Source organism: Bacillus sp. KNSH39, assembly GCF_052656585.1.
Genome location: NZ_JBQXYO010000001.1, coordinates 2,561,183 through 2,585,641, shown reverse-complemented (window position 1 = coordinate 2,585,641; position 24,459 = coordinate 2,561,183). Strand labels below are relative to the sequence as shown.

27 protein-coding genes are annotated in these 24,459 nt (G+C 36.5%); 24 read left to right on the top strand and 3 right to left on the bottom strand.

The features are described from left to right. The first annotated feature begins 83 nt into the window (after nt 1-83). The 3 genes from spoIVB to ACUL40_RS13060 all read left to right on the top strand — a co-directional run bounded on the left by spoIVB (nt 84) and on the right by ACUL40_RS13060 (nt 3,283). Entirely contained in the window at nt 84-1,382 is a 1,299-nt protein-coding gene (gene spoIVB, locus ACUL40_RS13070) for a SpoIVB peptidase (protein WP_002000940.1), read from the top strand. A 290-nt stretch (nt 1,383-1,672) separates the two neighbouring features. Continuing rightward, on the top strand, nt 1,673-2,467 hold the full coding sequence (spo0A, locus tag ACUL40_RS13065) for a sporulation transcription factor Spo0A (protein WP_011110369.1): 795 nt from the start codon (nt 1,673-1,675) through the stop codon (nt 2,465-2,467). A gap of 252 nt (nt 2,468-2,719) precedes the next feature. Then, the gene (locus ACUL40_RS13060) at nt 2,720-3,283 is read left to right on the top strand and encodes a PRK06770 family protein (protein ID WP_065211839.1); all 564 of its coding nucleotides are present in this window, start codon (nt 2,720-2,722) and stop codon (nt 3,281-3,283) included. A 241-nt stretch (nt 3,284-3,524) separates the two neighbouring features. Here the strand turns inward: ACUL40_RS13060 and ACUL40_RS13055 are convergent, their stop codons facing one another. Continuing rightward, the gene (locus ACUL40_RS13055; protein WP_001247671.1) at nt 3,525-3,671 is read right to left on the bottom strand and encodes a YycC family protein; all 147 of its coding nucleotides are present in this window, start codon (nt 3,669-3,671) and stop codon (nt 3,525-3,527) included. 50 nt (nt 3,672-3,721) lie between these two features. Here ACUL40_RS13055 and ACUL40_RS13050 point away from each other — a divergent pair, with 50 nt between their 5' ends. Then, the gene (locus tag ACUL40_RS13050) at nt 3,722-4,450 is read left to right on the top strand and encodes a glycerophosphodiester phosphodiesterase (RefSeq protein WP_000172575.1); all 729 of its coding nucleotides are present in this window, start codon (nt 3,722-3,724) and stop codon (nt 4,448-4,450) included. A gap of 49 nt (nt 4,451-4,499) precedes the next feature. Here ACUL40_RS13050 and ACUL40_RS13045 read toward each other — a convergent pair whose 3' ends face one another. Next, nucleotides 4,500-4,733, bottom strand: coding sequence for a DUF2627 domain-containing protein (locus ACUL40_RS13045; RefSeq protein ID WP_001190211.1), 234 nt, complete (start codon nt 4,731-4,733; stop codon nt 4,500-4,502). Nucleotides 4,734-4,870: 137 nt separating this feature from the next. Here ACUL40_RS13045 and ACUL40_RS13040 point away from each other — a divergent pair, with 137 nt between their 5' ends. From ACUL40_RS13040 to ACUL40_RS12950, 19 genes are all read left to right on the top strand, one after another. Next, entirely contained in the window at nt 4,871-6,943 is a 2,073-nt protein-coding gene (locus ACUL40_RS13040) for a sigma-54 interaction domain-containing protein (protein ID WP_033666632.1), read from the top strand. A gap of 195 nt (nt 6,944-7,138) precedes the next feature. Then, nucleotides 7,139-8,038, top strand: coding sequence for a phosphate butyryltransferase (gene yqiS, locus ACUL40_RS13035; protein ID WP_000764677.1), 900 nt, complete (start codon nt 7,139-7,141; stop codon nt 8,036-8,038). A 34-nt stretch (nt 8,039-8,072) separates the two neighbouring features. After that, nucleotides 8,073-9,173, top strand: a complete 1,101-nt coding sequence (locus tag ACUL40_RS13030; RefSeq protein WP_000171355.1) for a leucine dehydrogenase — start codon at nt 8,073-8,075, stop codon at nt 9,171-9,173. A gap of 87 nt (nt 9,174-9,260) precedes the next feature. Next, entirely contained in the window at nt 9,261-10,364 is a 1,104-nt protein-coding gene (gene buk, locus ACUL40_RS13025) for a butyrate kinase (RefSeq protein WP_000115781.1), read from the top strand. A gap of 4 nt (nt 10,365-10,368) precedes the next feature. Then, nucleotides 10,369-11,790, top strand: coding sequence for a dihydrolipoyl dehydrogenase (gene lpdA, locus ACUL40_RS13020; RefSeq protein ID WP_001051289.1), 1,422 nt, complete (start codon nt 10,369-10,371; stop codon nt 11,788-11,790). 27 nt (nt 11,791-11,817) lie between these two features. After that, the gene (bfmBAA, locus tag ACUL40_RS13015) at nt 11,818-12,819 is read left to right on the top strand and encodes a 3-methyl-2-oxobutanoate dehydrogenase subunit alpha (RefSeq protein WP_000852551.1); all 1,002 of its coding nucleotides are present in this window, start codon (nt 11,818-11,820) and stop codon (nt 12,817-12,819) included. Nucleotides 12,820-12,832: 13 nt separating this feature from the next. Next, nucleotides 12,833-13,816, top strand: coding sequence for a 3-methyl-2-oxobutanoate dehydrogenase subunit beta (gene bfmBAB, locus ACUL40_RS13010; RefSeq protein WP_000290071.1), 984 nt, complete (start codon nt 12,833-12,835; stop codon nt 13,814-13,816). 15 nt (nt 13,817-13,831) lie between these two features. Next, nucleotides 13,832-15,151: a dihydrolipoamide acetyltransferase family protein gene (locus ACUL40_RS13005; protein ID WP_000257660.1), complete on the top strand. Its 1,320-nt coding sequence runs from the start codon at nt 13,832-13,834 to the stop codon at nt 15,149-15,151. A gap of 342 nt (nt 15,152-15,493) precedes the next feature. Next, complete coding sequence (locus ACUL40_RS13000) at nt 15,494-16,672, top strand: FtsW/RodA/SpoVE family cell cycle protein (protein ID WP_000831181.1); 1,179 nt, start codon at nt 15,494-15,496, stop codon at nt 16,670-16,672. Between the two features lie 107 nt (nt 16,673-16,779). Beyond that, nucleotides 16,780-17,484, top strand: coding sequence for a DUF421 domain-containing protein (locus ACUL40_RS12995; RefSeq protein ID WP_000550974.1), 705 nt, complete (start codon nt 16,780-16,782; stop codon nt 17,482-17,484). A 70-nt stretch (nt 17,485-17,554) separates the two neighbouring features. Further along, nucleotides 17,555-18,019: an NUDIX hydrolase gene (locus ACUL40_RS12990; protein WP_000542551.1), complete on the top strand. Its 465-nt coding sequence runs from the start codon at nt 17,555-17,557 to the stop codon at nt 18,017-18,019. A 121-nt stretch (nt 18,020-18,140) separates the two neighbouring features. Then, nucleotides 18,141-18,548, top strand: coding sequence for a YjdF family protein (locus ACUL40_RS12985; protein WP_000366599.1), 408 nt, complete (start codon nt 18,141-18,143; stop codon nt 18,546-18,548). Nucleotides 18,549-18,692: 144 nt separating this feature from the next. Next, entirely contained in the window at nt 18,693-19,106 is a 414-nt protein-coding gene (locus ACUL40_RS12980) for a BrxA/BrxB family bacilliredoxin (RefSeq protein WP_001979317.1), read from the top strand. Between the two features lie 252 nt (nt 19,107-19,358). Next, nucleotides 19,359-20,138, top strand: a complete 780-nt coding sequence (locus tag ACUL40_RS12975) for a transporter substrate-binding domain-containing protein (RefSeq protein WP_000737673.1) — start codon at nt 19,359-19,361, stop codon at nt 20,136-20,138. A 36-nt stretch (nt 20,139-20,174) separates the two neighbouring features. Next, entirely contained in the window at nt 20,175-20,834 is a 660-nt protein-coding gene (locus ACUL40_RS12970; protein ID WP_001046916.1) for an amino acid ABC transporter permease, read from the top strand. Beyond that, nucleotides 20,827-21,549: an amino acid ABC transporter ATP-binding protein gene (locus tag ACUL40_RS12965; RefSeq protein WP_000590206.1), complete on the top strand. Its 723-nt coding sequence runs from the start codon at nt 20,827-20,829 to the stop codon at nt 21,547-21,549. Before ACUL40_RS12970 ends, ACUL40_RS12965 begins: the two co-directional genes overlap by 8 nt. A 100-nt stretch (nt 21,550-21,649) precedes the next feature. Next, complete coding sequence (locus ACUL40_RS12960; RefSeq protein WP_000472673.1) at nt 21,650-22,618, top strand: aromatic acid exporter family protein; 969 nt, start codon at nt 21,650-21,652, stop codon at nt 22,616-22,618. A 16-nt stretch (nt 22,619-22,634) separates the two neighbouring features. After that, complete coding sequence (locus ACUL40_RS12955; RefSeq protein WP_001146566.1) at nt 22,635-23,195, top strand: L,D-transpeptidase; 561 nt, start codon at nt 22,635-22,637, stop codon at nt 23,193-23,195. Between the two features lie 66 nt (nt 23,196-23,261). Then, nucleotides 23,262-23,501 carry a DUF3894 domain-containing protein gene (locus ACUL40_RS12950; protein WP_000281167.1) on the top strand — a complete coding sequence of 80 codons (240 nt, stop codon included), beginning with the start codon at nt 23,262-23,264 and terminating at the stop codon, nt 23,499-23,501. Nucleotides 23,502-23,573: 72 nt separating this feature from the next. Here ACUL40_RS12950 and prli42 read toward each other — a convergent pair whose 3' ends face one another. After that, complete coding sequence (prli42, locus tag ACUL40_RS12945) at nt 23,574-23,666, bottom strand: stressosome-associated protein Prli42 (RefSeq protein WP_000549040.1); 93 nt, start codon at nt 23,664-23,666, stop codon at nt 23,574-23,576. A 189-nt stretch (nt 23,667-23,855) separates the two neighbouring features. Between prli42 and ACUL40_RS12940 the strand changes: the two genes are divergently transcribed. Beyond that, nucleotides 23,856-24,401 carry a GNAT family N-acetyltransferase gene (locus ACUL40_RS12940; RefSeq protein WP_001987197.1) on the top strand — a complete coding sequence of 182 codons (546 nt, stop codon included), beginning with the start codon at nt 23,856-23,858 and terminating at the stop codon, nt 24,399-24,401. Nucleotides 24,402-24,459 lie beyond the last annotated feature (58 nt).

Genomic DNA, 24,459 nt, shown 5'->3' with positions numbered 1-24,459 from the left:
TTCTTCCGGTTATAAATAAAGCACTGCAAGGAGAGATTAAAAAGTGAAGCCAAGAGGCTGAATGTGGGGTAGGAGCGAGGAGAGTGAACAAGTTGAAATTAGAAAAATTTCGAAAAATAATAGGTCTTTGTCTCCTTGTTTCTTTAGTTTTTATTGGATGTTTTAAACCGCTTCGAACGTTTATTTCATCACCGAAACAACTTGTTGTTTTTGAAGGACAACAATCAGAAATATCATCATTACCAGTTTTCAAAGCTTCATCCACAAATCGTCATGTATTTACAGTGAGTTCGAATGAACAAAAACAAGGACTTATGGTAAATTCTCATCAAAATGGTGAAGCTGATATGGTATTTCAGCTTGCTGGTTTTCCAGTAAAAAAAGTAAATGTGAAAGTGTTAAAAGATTTTAAAGTGATTCCAGGTGGACAATCAATTGGTGTGAAATTAAATACAAAAGGTGTACTTGTTGTAGGCCATCATTTAATTCAAACTGAAAAAGGTAAAATATCTCCTGGTGAAACAGCAGGTGTACAAATTGGAGATATGATTACTGAAATTAATGGTAAAACAATTGAAAGAATGAGTGATGTAGCACCGTTTATTCATAATAGTGGAGAAACAGGTGAACCGCTTAATCTTGTATTGTTAAGAGATGGAAAATATATTCGTACGAAGCTAACTCCACAAAAAGACAACGGTGAATCGTCTTATCGAATTGGCTTGTATATCCGTGATTCGGCAGCTGGAATTGGAACGATGACATTTGTTCATCCAGATTCTATGAAATATGGGGCACTTGGTCATGTTATTTCTGATAATGATACGAAAAAGCCGATTCAAGTCGAAGATGGACAAATTATGCGCTCGACAGTTACATCAATTGAAAGAGGTAGTCATGGGAATCCAGGGGAGAAATTAGCAAGATTCTCACCAGACCGTGAAGTGATTGGCAATATTACAATTAATAGTCCATATGGTATTTTTGGAAAATTAAATACGAATATGAAAAACGGTATAATGGATAAAGCAATGCCTATCGCATTATCTCATCAAGTAAAAGAAGGACCGGCAAAAATATTAACAGTTATTGATCAAGATAAAGTAGAAGCGTTTGATATTGAAGTCGTTAGTACAGTGCAGCAAAAATTCCCAGCCACAAAGGGTATGGTAATAAAAGTAACAGATAAACGTCTATTAGCGAAAACGGGCGGTATCGTACAAGGAATGAGCGGAAGTCCAATTGTACAAAATGGAAAAGTAATTGGTGCTGTTACACATGTATTTGTAAATGATCCAACATCAGGATATGGTGTTCATATTGAATGGATGTTACATCAAGCTGGAATTAATATTTATGATCAAGAGAAAAAAGCGAGCTAATATATATTATTAGCTCGCTTTTTCTGTTGAAAAATTCGTTGAAATTTTGTAAAAGCTCCGCAAGAGGTGTTTTTTGTTGTAAAATAAAAGGAAAGGGTTGAACGTTTCGTTGTATTTCTATGATGGAATGTGTTGCGAAAGGGAATAAATGAACGATAAACATATTTTTTTGTGATTTTATCGGAAAGTAAGAAACTTTAAAAGGGAATTTTCACACAATTGTCGAACAATTCATGTAGCCTAGAAGGATACACATGTCGGAGAATCGATTCGGTAAGGGAGGAAAAGCTGTGGAGAAAATTAAAGTATGTCTTGTGGATGATAATAAAGAACTAGTATCAATGTTAGAGAGCTATGTAGCCGCTCAAGATGATATGGAAGTAATCGGTACTGCTTATAATGGTCAAGAGTGTTTAAACTTATTAACAGATAAGCAACCTGATGTACTCGTTTTAGACATTATTATGCCACACTTAGATGGTTTAGCTGTATTGGAGAAAATGCGACATATTGAAAGGTTAAAACAGCCTAGCGTAATTATGTTGACAGCATTTGGCCAAGAAGATGTGACGAAAAAAGCAGTTGACTTAGGTGCCTCATATTTCATATTAAAACCATTTGATATGGAGAATTTAACGAGTCATATTCGTCAAGTGAGTGGTAAAGCAAACGCTATGATTAAACGTCCACTACCATCATTCCGATCAGCAACAACAGTAGATGGAAAACCGAAAAACTTAGATGCGAGTATTACGAGTATCATTCATGAAATTGGTGTACCCGCTCATATTAAAGGATATATGTATTTACGAGAAGCAATCTCCATGGTATACAACGATATCGAATTATTAGGATCGATTACGAAAGTATTGTATCCAGATATCGCAAAGAAATATAATACAACAGCAAGCCGTGTGGAGCGCGCAATTCGTCACGCGATTGAAGTAGCTTGGAGCCGTGGGAATATTGATTCTATTTCGTCCTTATTCGGTTATACAGTATCCATGTCAAAAGCAAAACCTACGAACTCTGAGTTTATCGCAATGGTTGCGGATAAGCTGAGACTTGAACATAAAGCTAGCTGAGAGTAGAAGTAGCAATGGGTTTTCGTTTTAGTAAAACCGATGTATGCTGGAACGCTATGCTCGATGTTAATTTTAAAGCCAATAAACTTTTTAATGAAAGACCAATGAATGTTATAATTCGTTGGTCTTTTTATTTTGTTGAGAAAAAGAGATTATTTGATAGTGTGGAAAATAAAACCTATTTTCAGTAATATTACATGTAAGTGAGTTTTTTATAAGGCAATAAAATAGATATAGATAGGGAGAAGGGGAATGGAAAATAAAATTTCAACTTGGCTAGGAATAGTAGCAGCTATGGGAGTTCTTGCTATTGCAGTTACATTTGGAATGTTAGAACTTGCAGATAATCCAGTAGATAAAGAAGTGAGCGCTCAAATAGATAAAAAAGAAGACCAAACAATAGTAGGTAGAGAGGTGGATGGGTTCTTTGTTGATGTGTATGTTACTGAAAATTCTACTGAAAGCGAAGTCATTACAGCGATGCATCGCATGACTCATCAAAAAGTGGTGGCAGAACGAAAATCGGGCTCTATCCCAATGATTCAAAGTAATGCTAAAAAATTAAAAGAAATTATAAATAAGAGTAGCTTTACGAAGGAAAATGAACTTTTAGCAATTGCTGATAGATGGGCGAAAAAAGATTTTAGTAAAATTGTAGAAGATCACAATTATTTCTCGGATGCTCAAGAAGATAGCGTTTGTAAAGTAACTAGAGCGATGGATGCGTTAGAAGAGCAACATTATATTTTAACTACATTCGGGGAGGAAAAAGCGAAAGAACTATACGAATCAGGGGATGCTCCGCACGTTCAATAAAAAATAATATAAAGGACTTCTCTAGTTTTTTTATTATCGTGTTTTAAGGACGTAATGGGACTTATAAATAAATGGTCTGCTTTCTTTATGACGTGTAACAAAAAAGAAAAGATGTGATTCATTATTAAATGATGAAGGAACGGCTAAATCACATCGTAGTACATCTGTTAAAGGATTTTAGTAGGAAAGGCATCCGTGATATAATAGAAAATAATAAAAAGTCCTGCAAAACAGGACTGTATTATTCTTCGTCTTTATTTTGTTTTTCTAATTCAACTAGCTTTTGAATTAAAATGTGCTGCGGCATATGCATGAGTTGTTCAAGTGGAACACCTAGTGCTTTTGATAAGCGGACTGCAGTATCTGGAGAGATTTGTAATGGTCTCATAGAAGTACCTCCTTTTTCGTATAGTATAGCATAAGATTGGGGGAGTGAGGATGACTCTTATATTTGCACATCGTGGTGCGGCTGGAACGTACCCAGAAAATACAATGATTTCATTTGAAGCGGCTGAGTCTTTTAGAGCGGATGGAATTGAACTTGATGTTCAATTAACGAAAGACGGAAAAGTTGTCGTCATTCATGATGAAACGGTGGACCGGACAACAAATGGAAAAGGTGCGGTTCGGAATTATGTATATGAGGACTTATGCAAGTTAGATGCAAGTTATAAATTTGGTGATAAAGTAGGTTTTTGTAAAATACCACTTTTAGAAGAGGTATTAGAATGGCTTGCACAAACGAGTTTGCTACTTAATATTGAACTTAAAAATAATAAAATTCCATACAGAGGTTTAGAGGAGGAAGTTATAACGCTTGTACGGAAATTTAGTCTAGAGGATCGTGTTATATTTTCTTCGTTTAATCACTACAGTATGAAACGGTGCCATATGATGGCTCCTGATATTCAAACAGCAATTTTATATCGCGAAGGTTTGCATAGTCCGTGGGCATACGCGAAAAAAATGGGGGCTACAGCAGTACATCCGAATTATCGTTACCTTCAAGATGCTATTGCCGAACTAACGATGGAAAGTGGTGTAGAGGTTCGCCCTTATACAATTAATGAAGAAACGCTTATGCGTAAATATTTTGATATGAATATATCGGCGATTATTACTGATTACCCTGAAACGGCCAGAACGTTAATGCCAATAAAAAAATGAGACCGCGTGTAACGGTCTCATTTTTTTATTTATAAATAGTGGGGCATTCCTATCTTCTAAAGCGAGCTTGTACTTTATTTCGTTTACGGTCTCGGTGCAAGACGAAGCCACCGAAGATATAAAACCCGAGCCCGAAGCAGAGAGCGCCGATTAAAAATTGTAACCACAGTATAGAGATTGGTGGAAATAGAATCCCGAATACAGTATCTCTCATTAACTTTATACCAAACACAGCTAATGAAATAGGGATGAGTGCTAATAGTAGAGCAACGTAACGCTGCATACATAACGCTCCTTTTCAGATTATTTCGTATATTTTAATGATGTTATAAGGAAAGGGGGTTTGTCAAGAGGGTGCTGAACGAGTAAGATAAAGGTGTGAAAAAATTTGCAGAGTTACTTCGAGAGGAAGTGGGATATATGAAACAAAAAGTATTAATTGTTGGTGCAGGTGAAGGCGGGAGCGCACTGCTGAATCTGTTACAAAGTTCGAATATATTTCAAATTATAGGGATTATTGATATAAATCCGTTGGCAAAAGGACTACAAATTGCTAAGGAATACGGGATTGCAATTGGAGAAAGTGTAACTCCATTTCTTTCTATGCATATCGATGTAATATTTGATATGACAGGTGAAGATGATGTGCATAAGGTTTTATTGGAAAAAAAGAAAAAAGACACTCTTCTTATACCAGGTGATATCGCAAAAATTGTTACAGGATTAGCGCATGAGAAGGAAGGGCTGATTGGGCGATTAGAGGAACAAACGCAACAAGGAGAATTAATTTTAAATTCTACACATGACGGCATGATCGTAATTGATCGAGAGGGACAAGTTCGTCTTTTTAATAAAAGTGCAGAGCGTATTATCGGATATAAAAAAGAAGAGGCGATAGGAAAATATATTTTAGAAGTCATTCCAACTAGTAAATTACTTCGCATTATACGTACGAAACAAATAGAAGTAAATTATGAACTAACATTAGAGAATGGAAAGAAAATTATTACAACGCGTATACCGATATTAAAAGAGGGCGGAGAGGTACAAGGGGCATTTGCAATTTTTAAAGATATAACAGAAGTTGTAGATTTAGCGGAAGAAGTTACAGATTTAAAGGAGATTCAAACACTATTAGAGGCAATTATTAACTCATCTGAAGAAGCAATTTCGGTTGTGGATGAAAAAGGAAGAGGTTTAGTCATTAACCCGGCATATACGAAATTAACGGGTTTAACAGAAGAAGATATTATTGGGAAGCCTGCTACAACTGATATTGTAGAAGGCGAAAGTATGCATATGAAAGTACTTCGAACGCGTCGTGCGGTGCGCGGAATACATATGAAGATTGGGCAAAAAAAACGCGATGTAATTGTAAACGTGGCACCAGTCATTGTGGATGGAATATTGAAAGGAAGCGTCGGCGTTATCCGTGACGTGTCGGAAATTCAAAAGTTAACAAATGAATTGAATAGAGCAAGGCAAATTATTCGCACATTAGAAGCGAAATATTCATTTGATGATATTGTCGGGAATTCAGATGAAACAACGGCAGCTATCGAACAGGCGAAGCTAGGAGCAAATACACCAGCAACAGTACTGTTACGCGGTGAATCTGGGACTGGTAAAGAATTGTTTGCACATGCAATCCATAATGGAAGTAATCGAAAATACAATAAGTTCGTCCGTGTAAACTGTGCGGCCATTTCGGAGACGTTGTTAGAAAGTGAATTATTTGGTTATGAGGAAGGGGCGTTTTCTGGAGCGAAAAGAGGCGGGAAACGTGGGTTCTTTGAGGAAGCAAATAACGGTAGTATTTTTTTAGATGAAATAGGGGAGTTATCTGCAAATACACAAGCGAAACTCCTTCGTGTACTGCAGGAAAAAGAAATTGTAAAAGTTGGTGGAACGAAAGCGATACCTATTAATGTTCGAGTAATTGCAGCGACGCATGTGAATTTAGAAAAGGCTATTCTAGAAGGGAAGTTTAGGGAGGATTTATATTATCGATTAAATAAAATCCCAATTCAAATTCCATCTCTTCGTCAACGTAAAGGAGATATACCGACAATTGCGGACAGATTGATTCAAAAAATTAATCAAGATTACGGTCGTAATGTAGAAGGGCTCACTGATTCAGCCATTTTATATTTACAATCATACGAATGGCCAGGGAATGTGAGGGAACTTGAAAATATTCTGGGAAGAGCTATTATCTTTATGAATTATAACGAGACCTATATTGATGTACACCATTTACCGCCATTACATAACGAAGAGCAGGTGGAGTCAAAGCAATCTCATTTATTACCTGAATTAGAAGAAAAGCCACTTGAACATTTAGTGACAGAGTTTGAAGGGAATATTATTCATGAATATTTGGAGAGATTTGATGGGAATAAAACGCAAACTGCAAAAGCGTTAGGAATTTCCGTTCGAAATTTATATTACAAGCTAGAAAAGTATGACCATGCAAAAAATAGCATGCAATAAATTGCGTACCGCGCAATTTATTGCATGGTATACAAAAAGTGACAAAATAAGACAGAATCTTTTGTTATTTTCCAAAGTATTGATTTTACTGCATTTTGAATGCGTTTTCATTATTGGTAAGACCACTTTTAAAAGTTGGCACGGTATTTGCTTTATAAATAGACGAGGGACGACGGAAAGGGTTGATTACAAAATATGAAGTTAGAATACTTAATTGATCAAGCAGCAGGGCAGCCTAAAAAAACTGTAGCTGTAGCAGTAGCTGAAGATCATGAAGTAATTGAAGCTGTAGCGAAAGCAATTAAATTACAGTTAGCTCAATTTCGTCTATATGGAAATCAAGAAAAAATAATGGGGATGCTACAAGAACATGGTTTACAAACTTCAGAACATGTTGAAGTGATTGCAGCAATGTCTAGTGCAGAGGCTGCAGAACTTTCTGTTAAAGCTGTGAGAAATGGTGAAGCAGACGTGCTTATGAAGGGGAACATCCCAACAGCGAATATTTTGAAGGCTGTGTTAAACAAAGAGTGGGGCCTACGTAAAGGTAGCGTACTTTCACATGTAGCAGCATTTGAAGTTCCAAATTACGATCGTCTTATTTTCGTTACAGATGCAGCGATGAACATCGCACCTGATGTAACACAAAAAGCTGCTATTATACAAAATACTGTAGAAGTTGCCCGGGCAATAGGAATCGACTTGCCAAAAGTGGCACCAATTGCAGCAGTAGAAGTTGTGAATCCAGCGATGCAGGCGACAATTGATGCAGCGATGTTAACACAAATGAATCGCCGCGGACAAATTAAAGATTGTATCGTTGATGGACCACTTGCTTTAGATAATGCAGTATCACAAATTGCAGCAGAGCATAAAGGCATAGTAAGTGATGTAGCAGGTAAGGCAGATATTTTACTCGTCCCAACGATTGAAGCTGGAAATGTGCTATATAAATCACTCGTATACTTTGCGGATGCAAAAGTAGGAGCAATGATTGCTGGCGCAAAAGCACCGATTGTTTTAACATCTCGTGCTGATTCAGCAGAAACAAAAGTATATTCATTAGCATTGGCAGTTGCGACTGCTTCAAAATAAACCAAAAAGGGTAAAACATTAGGGGGAAACGACAATGACATTAGAAATCTTCGAATACTTAGAAAAATATGATTATGAGCAAGTAGTATTTTGTCAAGATAAAGAATCTGGTTTAAAAGCAATTATTGCAATTCATGATACAACACTTGGACCGGCTCTTGGTGGAACAAGAATGTGGACATATGATTCTGAAGAAGCGGCGATTGAAGATGCATTGCGTCTTGCAAAAGGGATGACATACAAAAACGCAGCAGCTGGTTTAAACTTAGGTGGTGCGAAAACAGTAATTATCGGTGATCCTCGTAAAGATAAGAGCGAAGCAATGTTCCGTGCACTAGGACGTTATATCCAAGGACTAAACGGACGTTACATTACAGCTGAAGATGTTGGTACAACAGTAGATGATATGGATATTATCCATGAAGAAACTGACTTTGTAACAGGTATCTCACCATCATTCGGTTCTTCTGGTAATCCATCTCCGGTAACTGCATACGGTGTTTACCGTGGTATGAAAGCAGCTGCAAAAGAAGCTTTCGGTACTGACAATTTAGAAGGAAAAGTAATTGCTGTTCAAGGCGTTGGTAACGTAGCATATCACCTATGCAAACATTTACACGCTGAAGGAGCAAAATTAATCGTTACAGATATTAATAAAGAAGCTGTACAACGTGCTGTAGAAGAATTCGGTGCATCAGCAGTTGAACCAAATGAAATTTACGGTGTTGAATGCGATATTTACGCACCATGTGCACTAGGCGCAACAGTTAATGATGAAACTATTCCACAACTTAAAGCAAAAGTAATCGCAGGTTCTGCAAATAACCAATTAAAAGAAGATCGTCATGGTGACATCATTCATGAAATGGGTATTGTATACGCACCAGATTATGTAATTAATGCAGGTGGCGTAATTAACGTAGCAGACGAATTATATGGATACAATAGAGAACGTGCACTAAAACGTGTTGAGTCTATTTATGACACGATTGCAAAAGTAATCGAAATTTCAAAACGCGATGGCATAGCAACTTATGTAGCGGCAGATCGTCTAGCTGAAGAGCGCATTGCAAGCTTGAAGAATTCTCGTAGCACTTACTTACGCAACGGTCACGATATTATTAGCCGTCGCTAATCATTCATATATAACTTTTACAAAAGGTGTGGTTACCTCTTATGAGGTTTCCACTTCCTTTTGAATTTATTAGTGGAGGTAGCAACATTGTCTGTAAATCGAATTCTTGTTATTAACCCAGGTAGTACATCCACAAAAATTGGTGTTTTTGATAATGAAAGACCCGTTCTAGAAGAAACGATTCGTCATGACGTAGAACAGATTGGAAAATATAAGAGAATTATCGACCAATATGAGTTTCGAAAAGAAACGATTTTAGAAGTTCTACATTCTCATGGTATTAACATTTCAAAATTAAACGCTGTTTGTGGGCGTGGTGGATTACTTCGTCCAATCGAAGGCGGTACGTATACAGTAAACGATGCGATGTTAGAAGATTTGAAAAATGGCTTTAGCGGTCATCACGCTTCAAACCTTGGAGGCATTTTAGCATATGAAATTGCTTCTGGATTAAACATTCCTGCATTCATTGTAGATCCTGTCGTTGTAGATGAGATGGAGCCGGTTGCTCGTATAAGTGGCATTGCTGGTATGGAACGCAAAAGTATCTTCCATGCATTAAATCAAAAAGCAGTTGCTCGTAAAGTAGCTGAACAGTTAAATCACAAATACGAGGATTTAAATTTATTAGTTACACATATGGGTGGCGGTATTACAGTTGGTGCTCATAAAAAAGGAAGAGTAATCGATGTGAATAACGGTTTAAACGGAGAAGGACCATTTAGTCCAGAGCGCGCTGGTACAGTACCAGTAGGGCAACTAGTAGAAATGTGTTTCTCTGGTGAGTATTACCGTGATGAAATGATTAAAAAACTTGTCGGACAAGGTGGACTTGTAAGTTTAATCGGTACAAATGATGCGATTAAAGTAGAGCAAATGGTTGAAAAAGGTGATCCTGAAGCAACTCTTATTTATAAAGCAATGGCATATCAAGTTGCAAAAGAGATTGGCGGAGCTAGCGCTGTACTTCACGGGAAAATCGATGCAATCGTATTAACTGGTGGACTGGCATACAGTAAAATTCTTGTCGATGAAATAAAAGAGCGAGTGGACTGGATTGCAGATGTTATCGTACATCCAGGCGAAGATGAGTTAGAAGCGTTAGCAGAAGGAGCACTTCGTGTATTACGTGAAGAAGAAGCTCCAAAAGAATACGTTGTACGTGAAAAAGAAACGGTAGCTAGGGGTTGAGATAATGGCAAAAGAATATGATTTAGTCATCGTTGGCGGCGGTACTGGTGGATATGTTGCTGCAATTCGTGCATCACAACTAGGGTTAAAAACTGCACTAGTCGAAAAAGAAAATCTTGGTGGTACTTGTTTACACAAAGGATGTATTCCTAGTAAAGCTCTTTTACGTAGTGCGGAAGTATATGCAACTGCTAAAAAAAGCGAAGAGTTCGGAGTTATTGCAAGCAATGTAGAACTAAACTTTGCGAAAGTACAAGAGCGTAAAGAGAAGATAGTAACGCAGCTTCATAAAGGCGTTCAACATTTAATGAAACAAGGTAAAATTGATGTGTTTGAAGGTATTGGCCGTATTCTTGGCCCATCTATTTTCTCTCCGATGCCAGGGACAATTTCAGTTGAACTTGCAAGTGGAGAAGAGAATGAAATGTTAATTCCAAAAAATGTACTTATTGCAACAGGTTCTCGTCCAAATTCATTACCAGGTTTAGAATTAGACGGAGAGTACGTAATGTCTTCAGATCATGCTCTAAAAATGGAAACGCTTCCTAGTTCGATTATTATCGTTGGTGGCGGTGTAATCGGTATTGAGTGGGCATCTATGCTTGCTGACTTCGGTGTAGAAGTTACAGTATTAGAGTATGCGAAAACGATATTACCACTAGAAGATCAAGACGTTTCAAAAGAAATGCAACGTCTATTCAAGAAAAAAGGTATTAAAGTGGTAACTGGTGCAAAAGTATTACCAGAAACATTGGTAAAAGATAATGGAGTAACAATCCAAGCTGAACACAACGGTGAAAATAAAGAATTTAAAGCAGAAAAAATGCTTGTATCTGTAGGAAGACAAGCGAATACGCAAAATATTGGCTTAGAGAATACAGATATCGTTGTGGAAAAAGGATACATTCAAACAAATGAGTTTTATCAAACGAAAGAATCGCATATTTACGCAATTGGAGATGTAATCGGTGGCCTGCAACTTGCTCACGTTGCTTCTCATGAAGGAATTGCTGCAGTAGAACATATTGCAGGGAAAGAAGTTACACCAATTGATTACTCTATGGTATCAAAATGCGTATATAGCAGTCCAGAAGTTGCTTCTGTCGGTTTAACAGAACAAGAAGCAAAAGAAAAAGGCTATAAGTTAAAAGTAGGTAAGTTCTCATTCCGCGCAATCGGAAAAGCACTTGTATACGGAGAATCAGATGGTTTCGTAAAACTTGTAGTTGATGAAGAGACAAATGACATTCTTGGTGTTCATATGATTGGACCACATGTAACAGATATGATTTCTGAAGCTGGTCTTGCAAGAGTACTTGATGCAACACCTTGGGAAGTAGCACATACAATTCATCCGCATCCATCATTATCTGAGGCGATTGGTGAAGCAGCACTTGCTGTAGATGGAAGAGCGTTACACGCATAAAAATGTGGATTTAGGAGGTTATGAAAAATGGCAGAAGTAAAAGAAAAGCGCCATGAAGAGCTTGGCTTAAGTGATGAGCAAGTATTAGAAATGTTCCGTACGATGTTACTTGCACGTAAAATCGACGAACGTATGTGGTTATTAAACCGTGCTGGTAAAATTCCATTCGTAATTTCTTGTCAAGGACAAGAGGCTGCACAAGTTGGAGCGGCGTTCGCTCTTGATAGAGAGAAAGATTATGCATTACCATACTACCGTGATATGGGTGTTGTACTAGCATTTGGTATGACAGCTAAAGAGCTTATGTTGTCTGCTTTCGCGAAAGCTGGAGATCCAAACTCTGGTGGTCGTCAAATGCCTGGTCACTTCGGTCAAAAGAAAAATCGTATTGTTACAGGTTCATCTCCAGTAACAACGCAAGTACCACATGCAGTTGGTATTGCATTAGCTGGAAAAATGGAGAAGAAAGATTTAGTAACGTTCGTTACATTTGGAGAAGGTTCTTCAAACCAAGGTGACTTCCATGAAGGGGCAAACTTTGCTGGTGTACACAAACTACCTGTTATTTTTATGTGTGAAAATAACAAATATGCAATCTCTATTCCAGTTGAAAAACAATTAGCATGTAAAAACGTATCAGATCGTGCGATTGGTTACGGTATGCCTGGATATACAATAGACGGAAACGATCCGCTTGCAGTATATAAAGCTGTAAAAGAAGCAGCAGATCGCGGTCGCCGTGGTGAAGGCCCAACTTTAATTGAAACAGTATCATATCGTTTAACAGCACATTCTAGTGACGATGATGATCGTGTTTATCGTGATAAAGAAGAAGTAGAAGAAGCAAAGAAAAAAGATTCAATTATAACATTCGCGGCTTATTTAAAAGAAGCTGGTGTATTAACTGAGGAATCGGAAAAACAAATGTTAGACGAAATTATGCATATCGTAAATGAAGCAACAGAATATGCAGAAAATGCTCCGTATGCAGCACCTGAAGATGCATTGAAGCACGTATACGCAGAATAGGGGGGAACGTTTCATGGCTGTAATGTCTTATATTGATGCTATTACATTAGCAATGCGCGAAGAAATGGAACGCGATGAGAAAGTATTCGTTTTAGGAGAAGATGTTGGTAAAAAAGGTGGCGTGTTTAAAGCGACACACGGTTTGTATGATCAATTTGGTGAAGATCGTGCGCTTGATGCACCGCTTGCAGAATCTGCAATTGCTGGGGTAGCAATTGGTGCGGCAATGTATGGTATGCGTCCAATCGCTGAAATGCAGTTTGCTGATTTCATCATGCCAGCAGTAAACCAAATTGTTTCTGAGGCAGCAAAAATTCGTTATCGTTCTAATAATGATTGGACTTGTCCAGTTACAATTCGTGCACCATTTGGCGGGGGTGTTCACGGTGCATTGTATCATTCACAATCTGTAGAAGCGATGTTTGCAAACCAACCAGGTTTAAAAATCGTTATCCCTTCTACACCATATGATGCAAAAGGCTTATTAAAAGCAGCCATTCGTGATGAAGATCCAGTATTATTCTTCGAACATAAACGTGCATATCGTTTAATTAAAGGTGAAGTGCCGGAGGATGACTACGTATTACCAATCGGAAAAGCAGATGTAAAACGTGAAGGTGATGATATTACAGTTATCACGTACGGATTATGTGTTCATTTTGCTCTTCAAGCGGCTGAAAAGTTAGCACAAGATGGCATCTCTGCACACATTCTTGATTTACGTACTGTATATCCATTAGATAAAGAAGCAATCATTGAAGCAGCTTCTAAAACAGGTAAAGTTCTTCTTGTAACAGAAGACAATAAAGAAGGAAGCATTATGAGTGAAGTGGCAGCAATTATTGCTGAAAACTGTCTATTTGATTTAGATGCGCCAATCGCACGTCTTGCAGGTCCAGACGTTCCAGCAATGCCATATGCACCAACAATGGAAAAATTCTTTATGGTAAATCCAGATAAAGTTGAAAAAGCAATGCGTGAACTTGCGGAATTTTAATCGGGGGGACTATACATGGCTGTAGAAAATATTACAATGCCTCAGCTCGGGGAGAGCGTTACAGAGGGCACAATTAGTAAATGGCTCGTTAATGTTGGCGATCACGTAAACAAGTATGATCCGCTTGCAGAAGTAATGACTGATAAAGTAAATGCTGAAGTACCATCTTCTTTCACGGGGATTGTAAAAGAGTTAATCGCTGGTGAAGGTGATACGTTAGCTGTAGGTGAAGTAGTTTGTGTGATTCAAGTAGAAGGCGCAGATGAAGTAGCAGCAACAGCTGTTGAAGAAAAAACGAAAGAAGAACCAAAGGCAGAAGTAGCTACGTCTGAAAAAGCACCGAAAGTAAAACAACCAACTGATGGAAAACCACGTTTTTCACCAGCTGTGTTAAAACTTGCGGGTGAGCATAACGTTGATTTAGATCTAGTAGAAGGTACGGGAGCAAACGGCCGTATCACTCGTAAAGATATTTTAAAGCTAGTGGAATCTGGAAATATTCCGCAAGCAGGTGCAGCGAAGAAAGAGGAAGCTGTAGCGGCAGTAGTAGAAGCTCGCCCAGAAGCACCAAAAGCAGCACCAGTAGCGCAAAAAGTAGAAGCTGCGAAACCAGTTTCTGTACCTACAATGCCTGGAGATATCGAAATTCCAGTAACAGGTGTGCGTAAAGCAATCGCAGCAAACATGTTACGTAGTAAACATGAAGCACCGCATGCTTGGATGATGATTGAAGTAGATGTGACAAACCTTGTGTCATACCGTAACTCAATTAAAGGTGACTTTAAGAAGCGTGAAGGCTTTAACTTAACGTTCTTTGCTTTCTTCGTAAAAGCAGTAGCACAAGCGTTAAAAGAGTATCCTCAAATTAATTCAATGTGGGCTGGCGATAAAATTGTTCAGAAGAAAGATATTAACCTTTCTATCGCTGTTGCAACAGAGGAAGAACTATTTGTACCAGTAATTAAGCAAGCGGACGAGAAAACAATTAAAGGTATCGCTCGTGAAATTACAGAACTTGCAGGAAAAGTACGTACGAAATCGTTAAAAGCAGACGAAATGCAAGGTGGAACATTTACAATTAATAACACAGGATCATTCGGTTCTGTTCAATCTATGGGTATTATTAATTACCCACAAGCGGCTATTTTACAAGTTGAATCAATTGTAAAGCGCCCAGTAATTATGGATAATGGTATGTTCGGTGCTCGTGACATGGTTAACTTATGTTTATCACTTGATCACCGAGTACTTGATGGTTTAATTTGTGGTAAGTTCTTAGGGCGTGTTAAAGAAATTTTAGAAAACATGTCAGAAAATAATACATCTGTATATTAATAAAAAGCTCGCTTATGCGAGCTTTTTATTATCTTATTTCTTCATCTACATCCTACTATATGTATAAATATCTTTCCCAGTAATCTTACAATAAACGATTATGTATTAGGAATTTACGAAAATACATTGCTGATATATGGTATATGGATATAAAATAAGAAAAGAATAATTTTTTTGGCAAATCTTACTGATGAAACTGTAGTATAATATATTGTATTGTATGAAAAAGAGAGTTATTCTATATAAGTGTTTTATAGATAATGTGTAATCAGTCGTCAAAACATGAAGAATGTTGACTCCTGGTTTTTTATTTTTGCCGTAACAATGTTTCAGGAGGATGTCATGAAAAGAAGTACCGAGTTTCTAAAAAGTTTAGATGTAAAATTAATTTTAATTTTGTGTGCACTATGTGTGACGAGTATAGCTGCTATATATAGCAGTCAGCAAACGGGACAGTATGGAGCTGCAAACTTTGCTATGAAACAAGGTGTTAACTACATAATTGGGGTTGTATTGTTACTTCTTGTTGCAAGCATTGATTTAGATCAGTTACAAAAATTATCTTGGCCGCTTTATATTGCTGGGTTTGCTTCACTTATTCTTTTGAAAGTATTACCACCATCAGGTTTTACACCTGAAAAATTAGGTGCAAAAAGATGGTTTGTTTTCCCAGTATTTGGACAAATTCAGCCGTCTGAGTTTTTCAAAATTGCATTGCTACTTGTAGTAGCGAGTATAGCAGTAAAACATAATGCACAGTATATGGCAAGGACATTCCAAACAGATTTAAAGCTAGTAGGTAAAATTATGCTAGTGTCACTTCCACCTATGGCGGTTGTATATAGTCAACCTGATACAGGTATGGTGTTCTTATATGCTGCTGCTATTGCATGTATTTTATTTATGTCAGGTATTCAAAAGAAATTGATAGCATTATGTACAGTTATTCCGTTGACCATATTATCTGCTTTAATATTTATTTTCTTTAAGTATCAAGATTTTTTCTATAATAATTTAGTTACTTTACTAAAACCTCACCAACAGTCGCGTATTGTAGGTTGGTTAAATCCATTTGAAAATGCAGATCAAGGTTATCAAACGCAACAATCGATTTTAGCTGTAGGTAGTGGAGGAATGGAAGGTAAAGGGTTTGGGGGAGGAAGCGTCTATATCCCAGAGAAGCATACTGACTTTATTTTCGCTACAATTGCCGAAGAAGGTGGATTTATCGTAGCAGCCTTAGTTGTCTTCTTGTTCCTATTACTACTATATCGAACAATTATTATTGGTTATTCCGCTGATAATTTATTTGGTACATTATTATGCGCTGGATCGATCGGTATATTAACAGTTCAAATATTCCAAAACATCGGTATGATCGTTGGATTAATGCCTGTAAAAGGTATTGCATTACCTTTCTTATCGTATGGGGGAAGTTCCTTATTCTCGAATATGATTATGATGGGGCTCATACTATCGGTACGGAAAACGTATAAAAAATATATGTTTTCAGTTAAGTAAAAAAAGCTGGTTCGTTTTTAAACGAACCAGCTTTTTTACATATATGCTCATAAACGTTGCAAACTAAAACAGGTTAGCAGTTTGAGACGGGTAAGGAGTGCAAAGTGATGCATATGCATATTTTTGAAGGAGCACGGCATCTTTCTAGTAGTGAATGGGTTATTCGGGCTATTATAGCATACATATTTTTAATATTAGTTGCGAAAGCGATGGGACAAAGGTCTATCGCACAACTTCGTTTTTTAGATGTTGTATTAGTGTTATTGCTTGGTGGGAATATTTCTAACGCATTGTCTGATGAAAAAGTAGGGTTACTGGGGTCGATGATTACAACGTTCATACTCGTTGTACTTCATATTATAAGCTCAGTTTTAATGCTGAAATGGGATAGATGGAGACGTTTTTTAGAGCCAGCACCTATCATTCTTATACATAATGGTTCCATTGATTTTAGCAATTTGAAAAAGGCGAGAATTACCGTGGAATATTTGTTTTCGGAACTTCGTATGCGAAATGTGAGCGATATTCAAACGATTAAATTAGCATTATGGGAAGCAAACGGTGTCGTTTCTATATTTCGGTATCCAGAATATGAAGCAGTTTCGCGGCTTGATCTTAAAGTGGCGGGAAAAAAATCTCCAGTTTCTTTTGTATTAGTAAAGGATGGGAGGATACAGAAAGATGTTCTTGCATTATTAGGAAAAACAGAAGCTTGGGCGCGAGAATTTCTAGAGGAGAGTACAGAAGTGGAATCTATTATGTTAGCTACAGTAGATGAATCACATAAAATAAATATTTTGTTAAAAAAATGAAAAATATACGCATTTTGTCGTTTCGAACATATGATACAATAGTGTGGACAACGAAAAAGGAGGCGATACGGTGGGATATGTAGAAGAATTACGAAAAATAGTTGGTCATCGCCCTTTAATTTTAGTTGGTGCTGTTGTACTCGTTATAAATGAAAATGGATATGTTTTATTGCAGCAGCGGACAGAGCCGTACGGAAAATGGGGGCTACCTGGCGGGCTAATGGAGCTTAGTGAATCACCAGAAGAAACAGCTTATCGTGAAGTATATGAAGAGACAGGAATAAAAGTGAAGAACTTGCGACTAATCAATGTATTTTCTGGAGCGAACTACTTTACAAAATTAGCAAACGGTGATGAATTTCAATCTGTAACAACCGCCTATTATACAGATGAATACGAAGGGGATTTTGTTATGAATAAAGAAGAAGCAGTTCAGCTTAAATTCTTTTCAGTAACAGAACTACCTGACTATATTGTAGGATCGCATAAAAAAATGATTGCTGAATATATGAAGATTATGGAAAAAAAGATATAATCATAGTGAAAGAAATACAAAAACACAGTTCTGGTTGGTAGTCCAGACGCATGATTTCATGTCAGTAACCTTCCCCTCCGGGATGTCCTGTATTTCTAATCTTTTAAAGGAGGGGCTGTCAATGGATTTGACAGTATATCACGATGGCCAATTTTTTGTTGGAATCATTACATGTAAAGAACAAGGGAAATTGTATGGGGCGAGGTATATTTTTGGGGCGGAACCGTCAGATGAAGAAGTGCTTATGTTTGTGAATGGTTCACTTTTAGAGCATTTTCAGCACTTTGCAAAATGTGGTGTAGAAGTTAAAGAAAAACAGCGTCCTAAAAACATAAAGCGTATCATACGACAAGCAGCAAAAGAAATAAATATTAAACGTTTTACTAAGGCGCAAGAGGCGATTAGTTTATCTTATGAATTGCATAAACAAGAAAAGAAAGTGCAGTCTAAAGAGAAGCGAGAAGCTGAAAAAGAAAGAAGACGTTTAATGAAAGTACAAAAAGCAAAGCAAAAACATCGTGGTCATTAAAGAAAAGGTGTTAGAGCAAGAGCTCTAACACCTTTTCTATACTTAAATACAAGTAAACTTACTTGTATTTCATAAACATTAACTGGTAAGATACAAATAGGTAGTTTTAGAGGAGGGAAAAGAGTGATTAATTTTAACTTTTTTATGAATGATGTTGTCCGCCAAGCGCGTGAAGAGATTGTCTCTGCTGGATATACAGAATTGACGACGCCAGAAGCGGTAGAAGAAGCGTTTAAAAGAAATGGAACAACACTTGTAATGGTAAACTCTGTATGTGGTTGTGCAGGTGGTATTGCTCGTCCTGCTGCTGCGCATTCCGTACATTATGATAAACGTCCTAACCACCTTGTAACGGTGTTTGCAGGTCAAGATAAAGAAGCGACAGCAAGAGCGCGTGAATATTTCGAAGGGTACCCACCTTCTTCTCCATCATTTGCTTTATTAAAAGATGGAAAAATTGTAACGATGGTAGAGCGTCATGAAATTGAAGGTCATGAACCGATGCAAGTTATTGCGAAACTACAATCATATTTTGAAGAGAATTGTGAAGAACTATAAAAAATAAGAGAAAAGGCGGCACGTCCACAATCAAGTGGATGTGCCGCCTTTTTTATTTATTATTAAAATTTATGGAATATGCATAGTTGTGTTATTTTATGCATAATTTTATACATAAAAAATAGCATTTATATTGTTTTGTTATTTATTTTTATTTTATATATTGCATAAAAATAAAAGTGCTGATACAATACAAACATCGAATAAATATTCTATTAAACTTTTAAATATACATTATTAGGGGGAAGAAAGATGAAGAAGTTAGTATCAATATCGTTTGCACTTATTTTAATTGTAAGTATATTCAGCGCTTGTAGTAATGGGGAATCGAAAGAAACAAAAGGAAATAAAAAAGTACTCGTAATGGGAACTTCAGCAGATTATAAACCTTATGAATATGTAGATGCGTCAAAGAGCGATGAAATTATTGGTTTTGATGTTGATGTTGCTAAATATATCGGAAAAGAACTTGGGTATGAAGTGAAAGTGAAAGATATGGATTTTGGTGGTTTATTAGCATCTCTTAGTTCAGGAAAAGTTGATTTCGTAATGGCAGGCATGACGCCAACTGCAGAGCGTAAAAATAATGTTGATTTTACAGATATTTATTTTGTTGCGAAAAATATGGTCGTTTCTAAAAAGGATTCTAACATTAAATCTGTAGAGGATTTAAAAGGGAAAAAAGTAGGAGTACAAACAGGGTCTATTCAAGAAGAGAAAGCAGCAGAATTTAAAAAACAAGTAGATTTCCAAGTTGAGGGACGTGACCGTATACCAGAAATCGTACAAGAAATTAAAGCTGGTCGTTTTGACGCTGCAATTATAGAAGACACAGTTGCTAAAAATTATTTAGAGAAAATGAAAGATTTACAAGGAATTGAAATTAAAGAAGCGCCAGAAGAAGTTGGAGCAGCAATTGCCCTTCCGAAAAACAGTGATAAAACAGCTGAATTTAATAAAGTAATTAAAAAAATGCAAGAAAATGGAGAAATGGATAAATTAGTGAAGAAATGGTTTGGCAGCGGAAAATAAGCTGCCTTTCACTTTTCTGTGAGGGGAATGAAAAGAATGAACTTAGATTTTTCGGCGATTACGCCTTCGATACCATATATACTAAAAGGTTTAGAAGTTACTTTGAAAATTGTAGCAGTATCAGCTTTAGCAGGATTTATTTTAGGAACGCTATTAGCACTTTGTAAAATTGCTAGAATACGAGCATTAAATATAGCAGCAGATTTTTATACATCAATTTTTCGTGGTACACCCCTTGTATTGCAATTAATGATTATTTATTTCGGTGTCCCGCAAATAATTGGTTATGAAATACCAGCATTCTTAGCTGCTGTACTTGCATTTAGCTTGAATTCAGGTGCATACATGTCAGAAGTAATTCGTGCTGGTATTCAAGCGGTGGATAAAGGACAAACAGAAGCAGCAATGGCTTTAGGGGTACCATACGGAAAAATGATGAGAAATATTATTTTCCCTCAAGCATTAAAAAATATATTACCAGCGCTTGTGAACGAATTTGCGACACTTACGAAAGAATCGGCTGTAGTAACAGTAATAGGCGCGACTGATTTAATGCGTCGTGCTTACATCGTAGGCGGTGAGACATTTAAATATCTTGAACCATTACTTTTTGTTGGACTGATTTATTATATGTTAGTCATTATTCTTACATTAGTCGGGAAGGCAATTGAAGGGAGAATGAAGAAAAGTGATTAAAATTGAAAACCTTCATAAATCATTTGGTAAAAACGAAGTATTAAAAGGAATTACAACAACGATTGAAAAAGGGGAAGTAGTTGCAATTATAGGACCTTCTGGATCAGGAAAATCAACATTTTTACGTTGTATGAATATGTTAGAAGCACCAACGGATGGTCACATTTGGATTGGAACGGAAGAAGTAACGAATCCGAAAACGAATGTTATGCATGTTCGTGAAAATGTCGGTATGGTATTTCAACATTTTCACTTATTTCCTCATATGACTGTATTAGAAAATATTACGTATGCTCCTACCAATGTAAAAGGGGTAACGAAGCAAGAAGCTGAAAAGAAAGCTGAGAAACTTTTAGAAAAGGTTGGACTAGTAGATAAAAAAGATACGTATCCAAATCGTCTTTCGGGAGGACAAAAGCAACGTGTAGCAATTGCAAGAGCGTTAGCAATGGAACCCGAAGTTATGTTATTTGATGAACCGACATCGGCGCTAGATCCAGAGATGGTGAAAGAAGTGTTAGAAGTTATGAAATCGTTAGTTACGACAGGAATGACGATGGCTATCGTTACACATGAAATGGGCTTTGCAAAAGAAGTGGCAGATCGTGTTCTTTTCTTGGACGGAGGAAAGCTTGTAGAAGATAGTGCGCCAGAAGAATTTTTTGCAGCGCCGAAAAGTGAACGTGCGCAACAATTTTTACAAAAAATATTGTAATATGAAAAGGTTATGTGAATAATAAGTAGAAAAGGATGACATTGTGTCATCCTTTTTTTATACTAGCTGTAAATACGTTTATACATATAGGAGTAATGATATGTTTAAAATTGGATACCGTACAGTAAAAACAGCAATAGGGACAGGCGCGGCAGTTTTTATTGCTCAGTTATTAGGGTTGGAATTTTATAGTTCAGCAGGTATTTTAGTTATTTTATGTGTACAAAATACGAAGCGCAAATCGCTTCAAGTGTCGTTACATCGTTTTCTAGCTTGTGTATTATCAATGGTATTCGCGTTTTGTATTTTTGAAACGATTGGCTATACACCACTTGCAATTAGCATATTGTTACTTACATTTATTCCGACTGCAGTAATGCTTAAAATTCAAGAAGGCATTGTCACGAGTTCAGTTATTGTTATGCATCTATATTCATTGAAGCAAATTACATGGCTTATAGTTGGAAATGAAATTGCTATATTAACGATAGGGATTAGCGTGGCGTTATTAGTAAATATGTATATGCCGAGTAGTGAAAATAAGCTAAAAGAGTATCAGGATAAAATAGAGAGTAATTTTAAAACGATTTTGTTTGAAATGGTTGTGTATTTACGAAATCGAGAAAGTAGTTGGAGTGGAGCAGAACTCATTGAAACCGAGAATATGTTAAATGAAGCAAGAGATTTATCGTTTAAAAAACTTGAGAATGCATTTATGCGAGAAGATGATTATTACTATCGTTATTTTAATATGCGTATGCAACAATTCGAAATTTTAGAGCGAATGATACCACTAGCAGCTTCTTTATCATGGACATATGAACAAGCTGATATGATTGCAGATGTTGTTGAAAACATTGGTAATGCTATTAGCCCTGAGAGTACTGGCGTTATTTCCTTAAGGCAGCTTCAAGAAATGAGGGGATTATTTAGAGACATGCCATTACCAGCTACACGCGAAGAATTTGAGATACGTGCGAAACTTGTTCAACTTGTGTATGAAATGGAACAATATTTACTCATTAAAAGTCGCTTTAAGGGAAAGGATAATATAAAAGAACTTATATAGAAGGTAGGAATTATCTATGCCGTATCTTCTCTCTATCATATTATGTCTTTCTTTATCGCCGATTTGGCCTCTTGGGGATAATCCACGTGCCGGAGATCCTTTTATTATTGTAAATAAAGCAACGAATAAATTAGCTTACATTGACGATGGGAAGATTCAAAAGGTTTTTCCAGTAGCGACAGGGAAAACGAATGAATTAACTCCAGAAGGAACTTTTGATGTTGTAATGAAAGCGAAGGATCCGTATTATATTGCGAAGGATATTCCAGGTGGGTCGCCAAAAAATCCACTTGGGTCAAGGTGGATTGGATTTAATGCAAGAGGAACTGATGGAAGTAAATATGGAATACATGGAACAAACCAACCGAGTTCAATTGGAAAGTATATTTCACAAGGGTGTATAAGAATGAAGAAAAACGATGTGGAATATTTGTTTGATCGCATTCCAATTGGAACGAAAGTATGGATTGTGAAATCGAAAAAATCATTTCAGCAATTGGCAAAAGAAAAAGGAGCCGTTGCATATGAAAAAGCCAACGAAAAGGTTGGCTTTTTCTATTATAATAAGTTGTCTTGACATGTGTACATAACCGTGCGTTAATGAGAATATAGAAAGATAAAATTAGATAAAGGGGTTGCTCATATGTACTTGAATCCAAAACTTTCGTATATGCAGTTTTTTATGGGATTTCTATTTGTTATTACATTCATATTGGCAACTTTTAATATATGTTCTTATCTTGTAGCGATTGTATGTATGGCATTGCTTAATCTAACTTTTGTTATTGGAGCATTTCAGCAGAAACAATATACAAGTTTTGTAATAGCACTTGTAATGTCATTTTCCTTTAGTATTGTAGCGATTGTGTTTTATATAAAATAAACCATCTCGATGTCGAGATGGTTTATTTTGTCATGTGTAAAAAGTAAAAAAAGGACGAACACATCGCCCTTTTTACCAAAACATACTCGCGCCAGCAAGTAATGTTGTTACAAGCATAGAAATCAGCATCACATAAACCATAACTTTTTGAGCTTTTTTATGCATCGTTATACCTCCTTGCAAATCAGTACAATTTCATTGTAACGAGAAATGAAATTATGGACAAGGGGAGAGTGAGGACAAAATTCGGGAGGGGATTGCAAAATATAACAGGAAATTTGAGTGTGTATAGAGAATATAGTAAAAGGGTATATTGTTAATTTTTAGTTGGGCAAGCTGAAGAATGGAGATACGATGATGAAAATATACGAAACAGATCGTTTATACTTAAGGGAAATTGATGAGTCGTATGCTGAAACAGTTCTTCAATATTACGACAGAAATCGTGAATTTTTAAAAGCTTGGGAAGAGTATAGACCGGATGATTTTTTTACGCTAGATTATCAAAAGAAAAAGTTGCAAAAGGATAGAAAAGAGTTCGAAGAAGGGAAAATCATCAGACTATGGATTTTTAAAAAGGGTGATGATACGAAAATAATTGGGTGTATTTCATTTAATTTAATCGTTCGTGGCATTTATCAATCTTGTGTACTCAGTTATAAATTAGATAAAGCAGAGTTAAACAAAGGGTATACGACAGAAGCGCTTAGAAAAGCAATTCAAGTTGCTTTTGGGGAATTTCAGTTACATCGTATAGAAGCTCCGATTATGCCTCGTAATTTAGCATCTATACAAGTAGTAACGAAGATAGGTTTTCAATATGAAGGCGTGTCTAGGAAGATGTTAATGGTAAATGGCGTGTGGGAAGATCATATGCGCTGGGTATTGTTAAATGAGTAATAGAAAGCAGATGGTTATCTAGACATGTAAACCATCTGTTTTTTGTCTTGTATTTCGA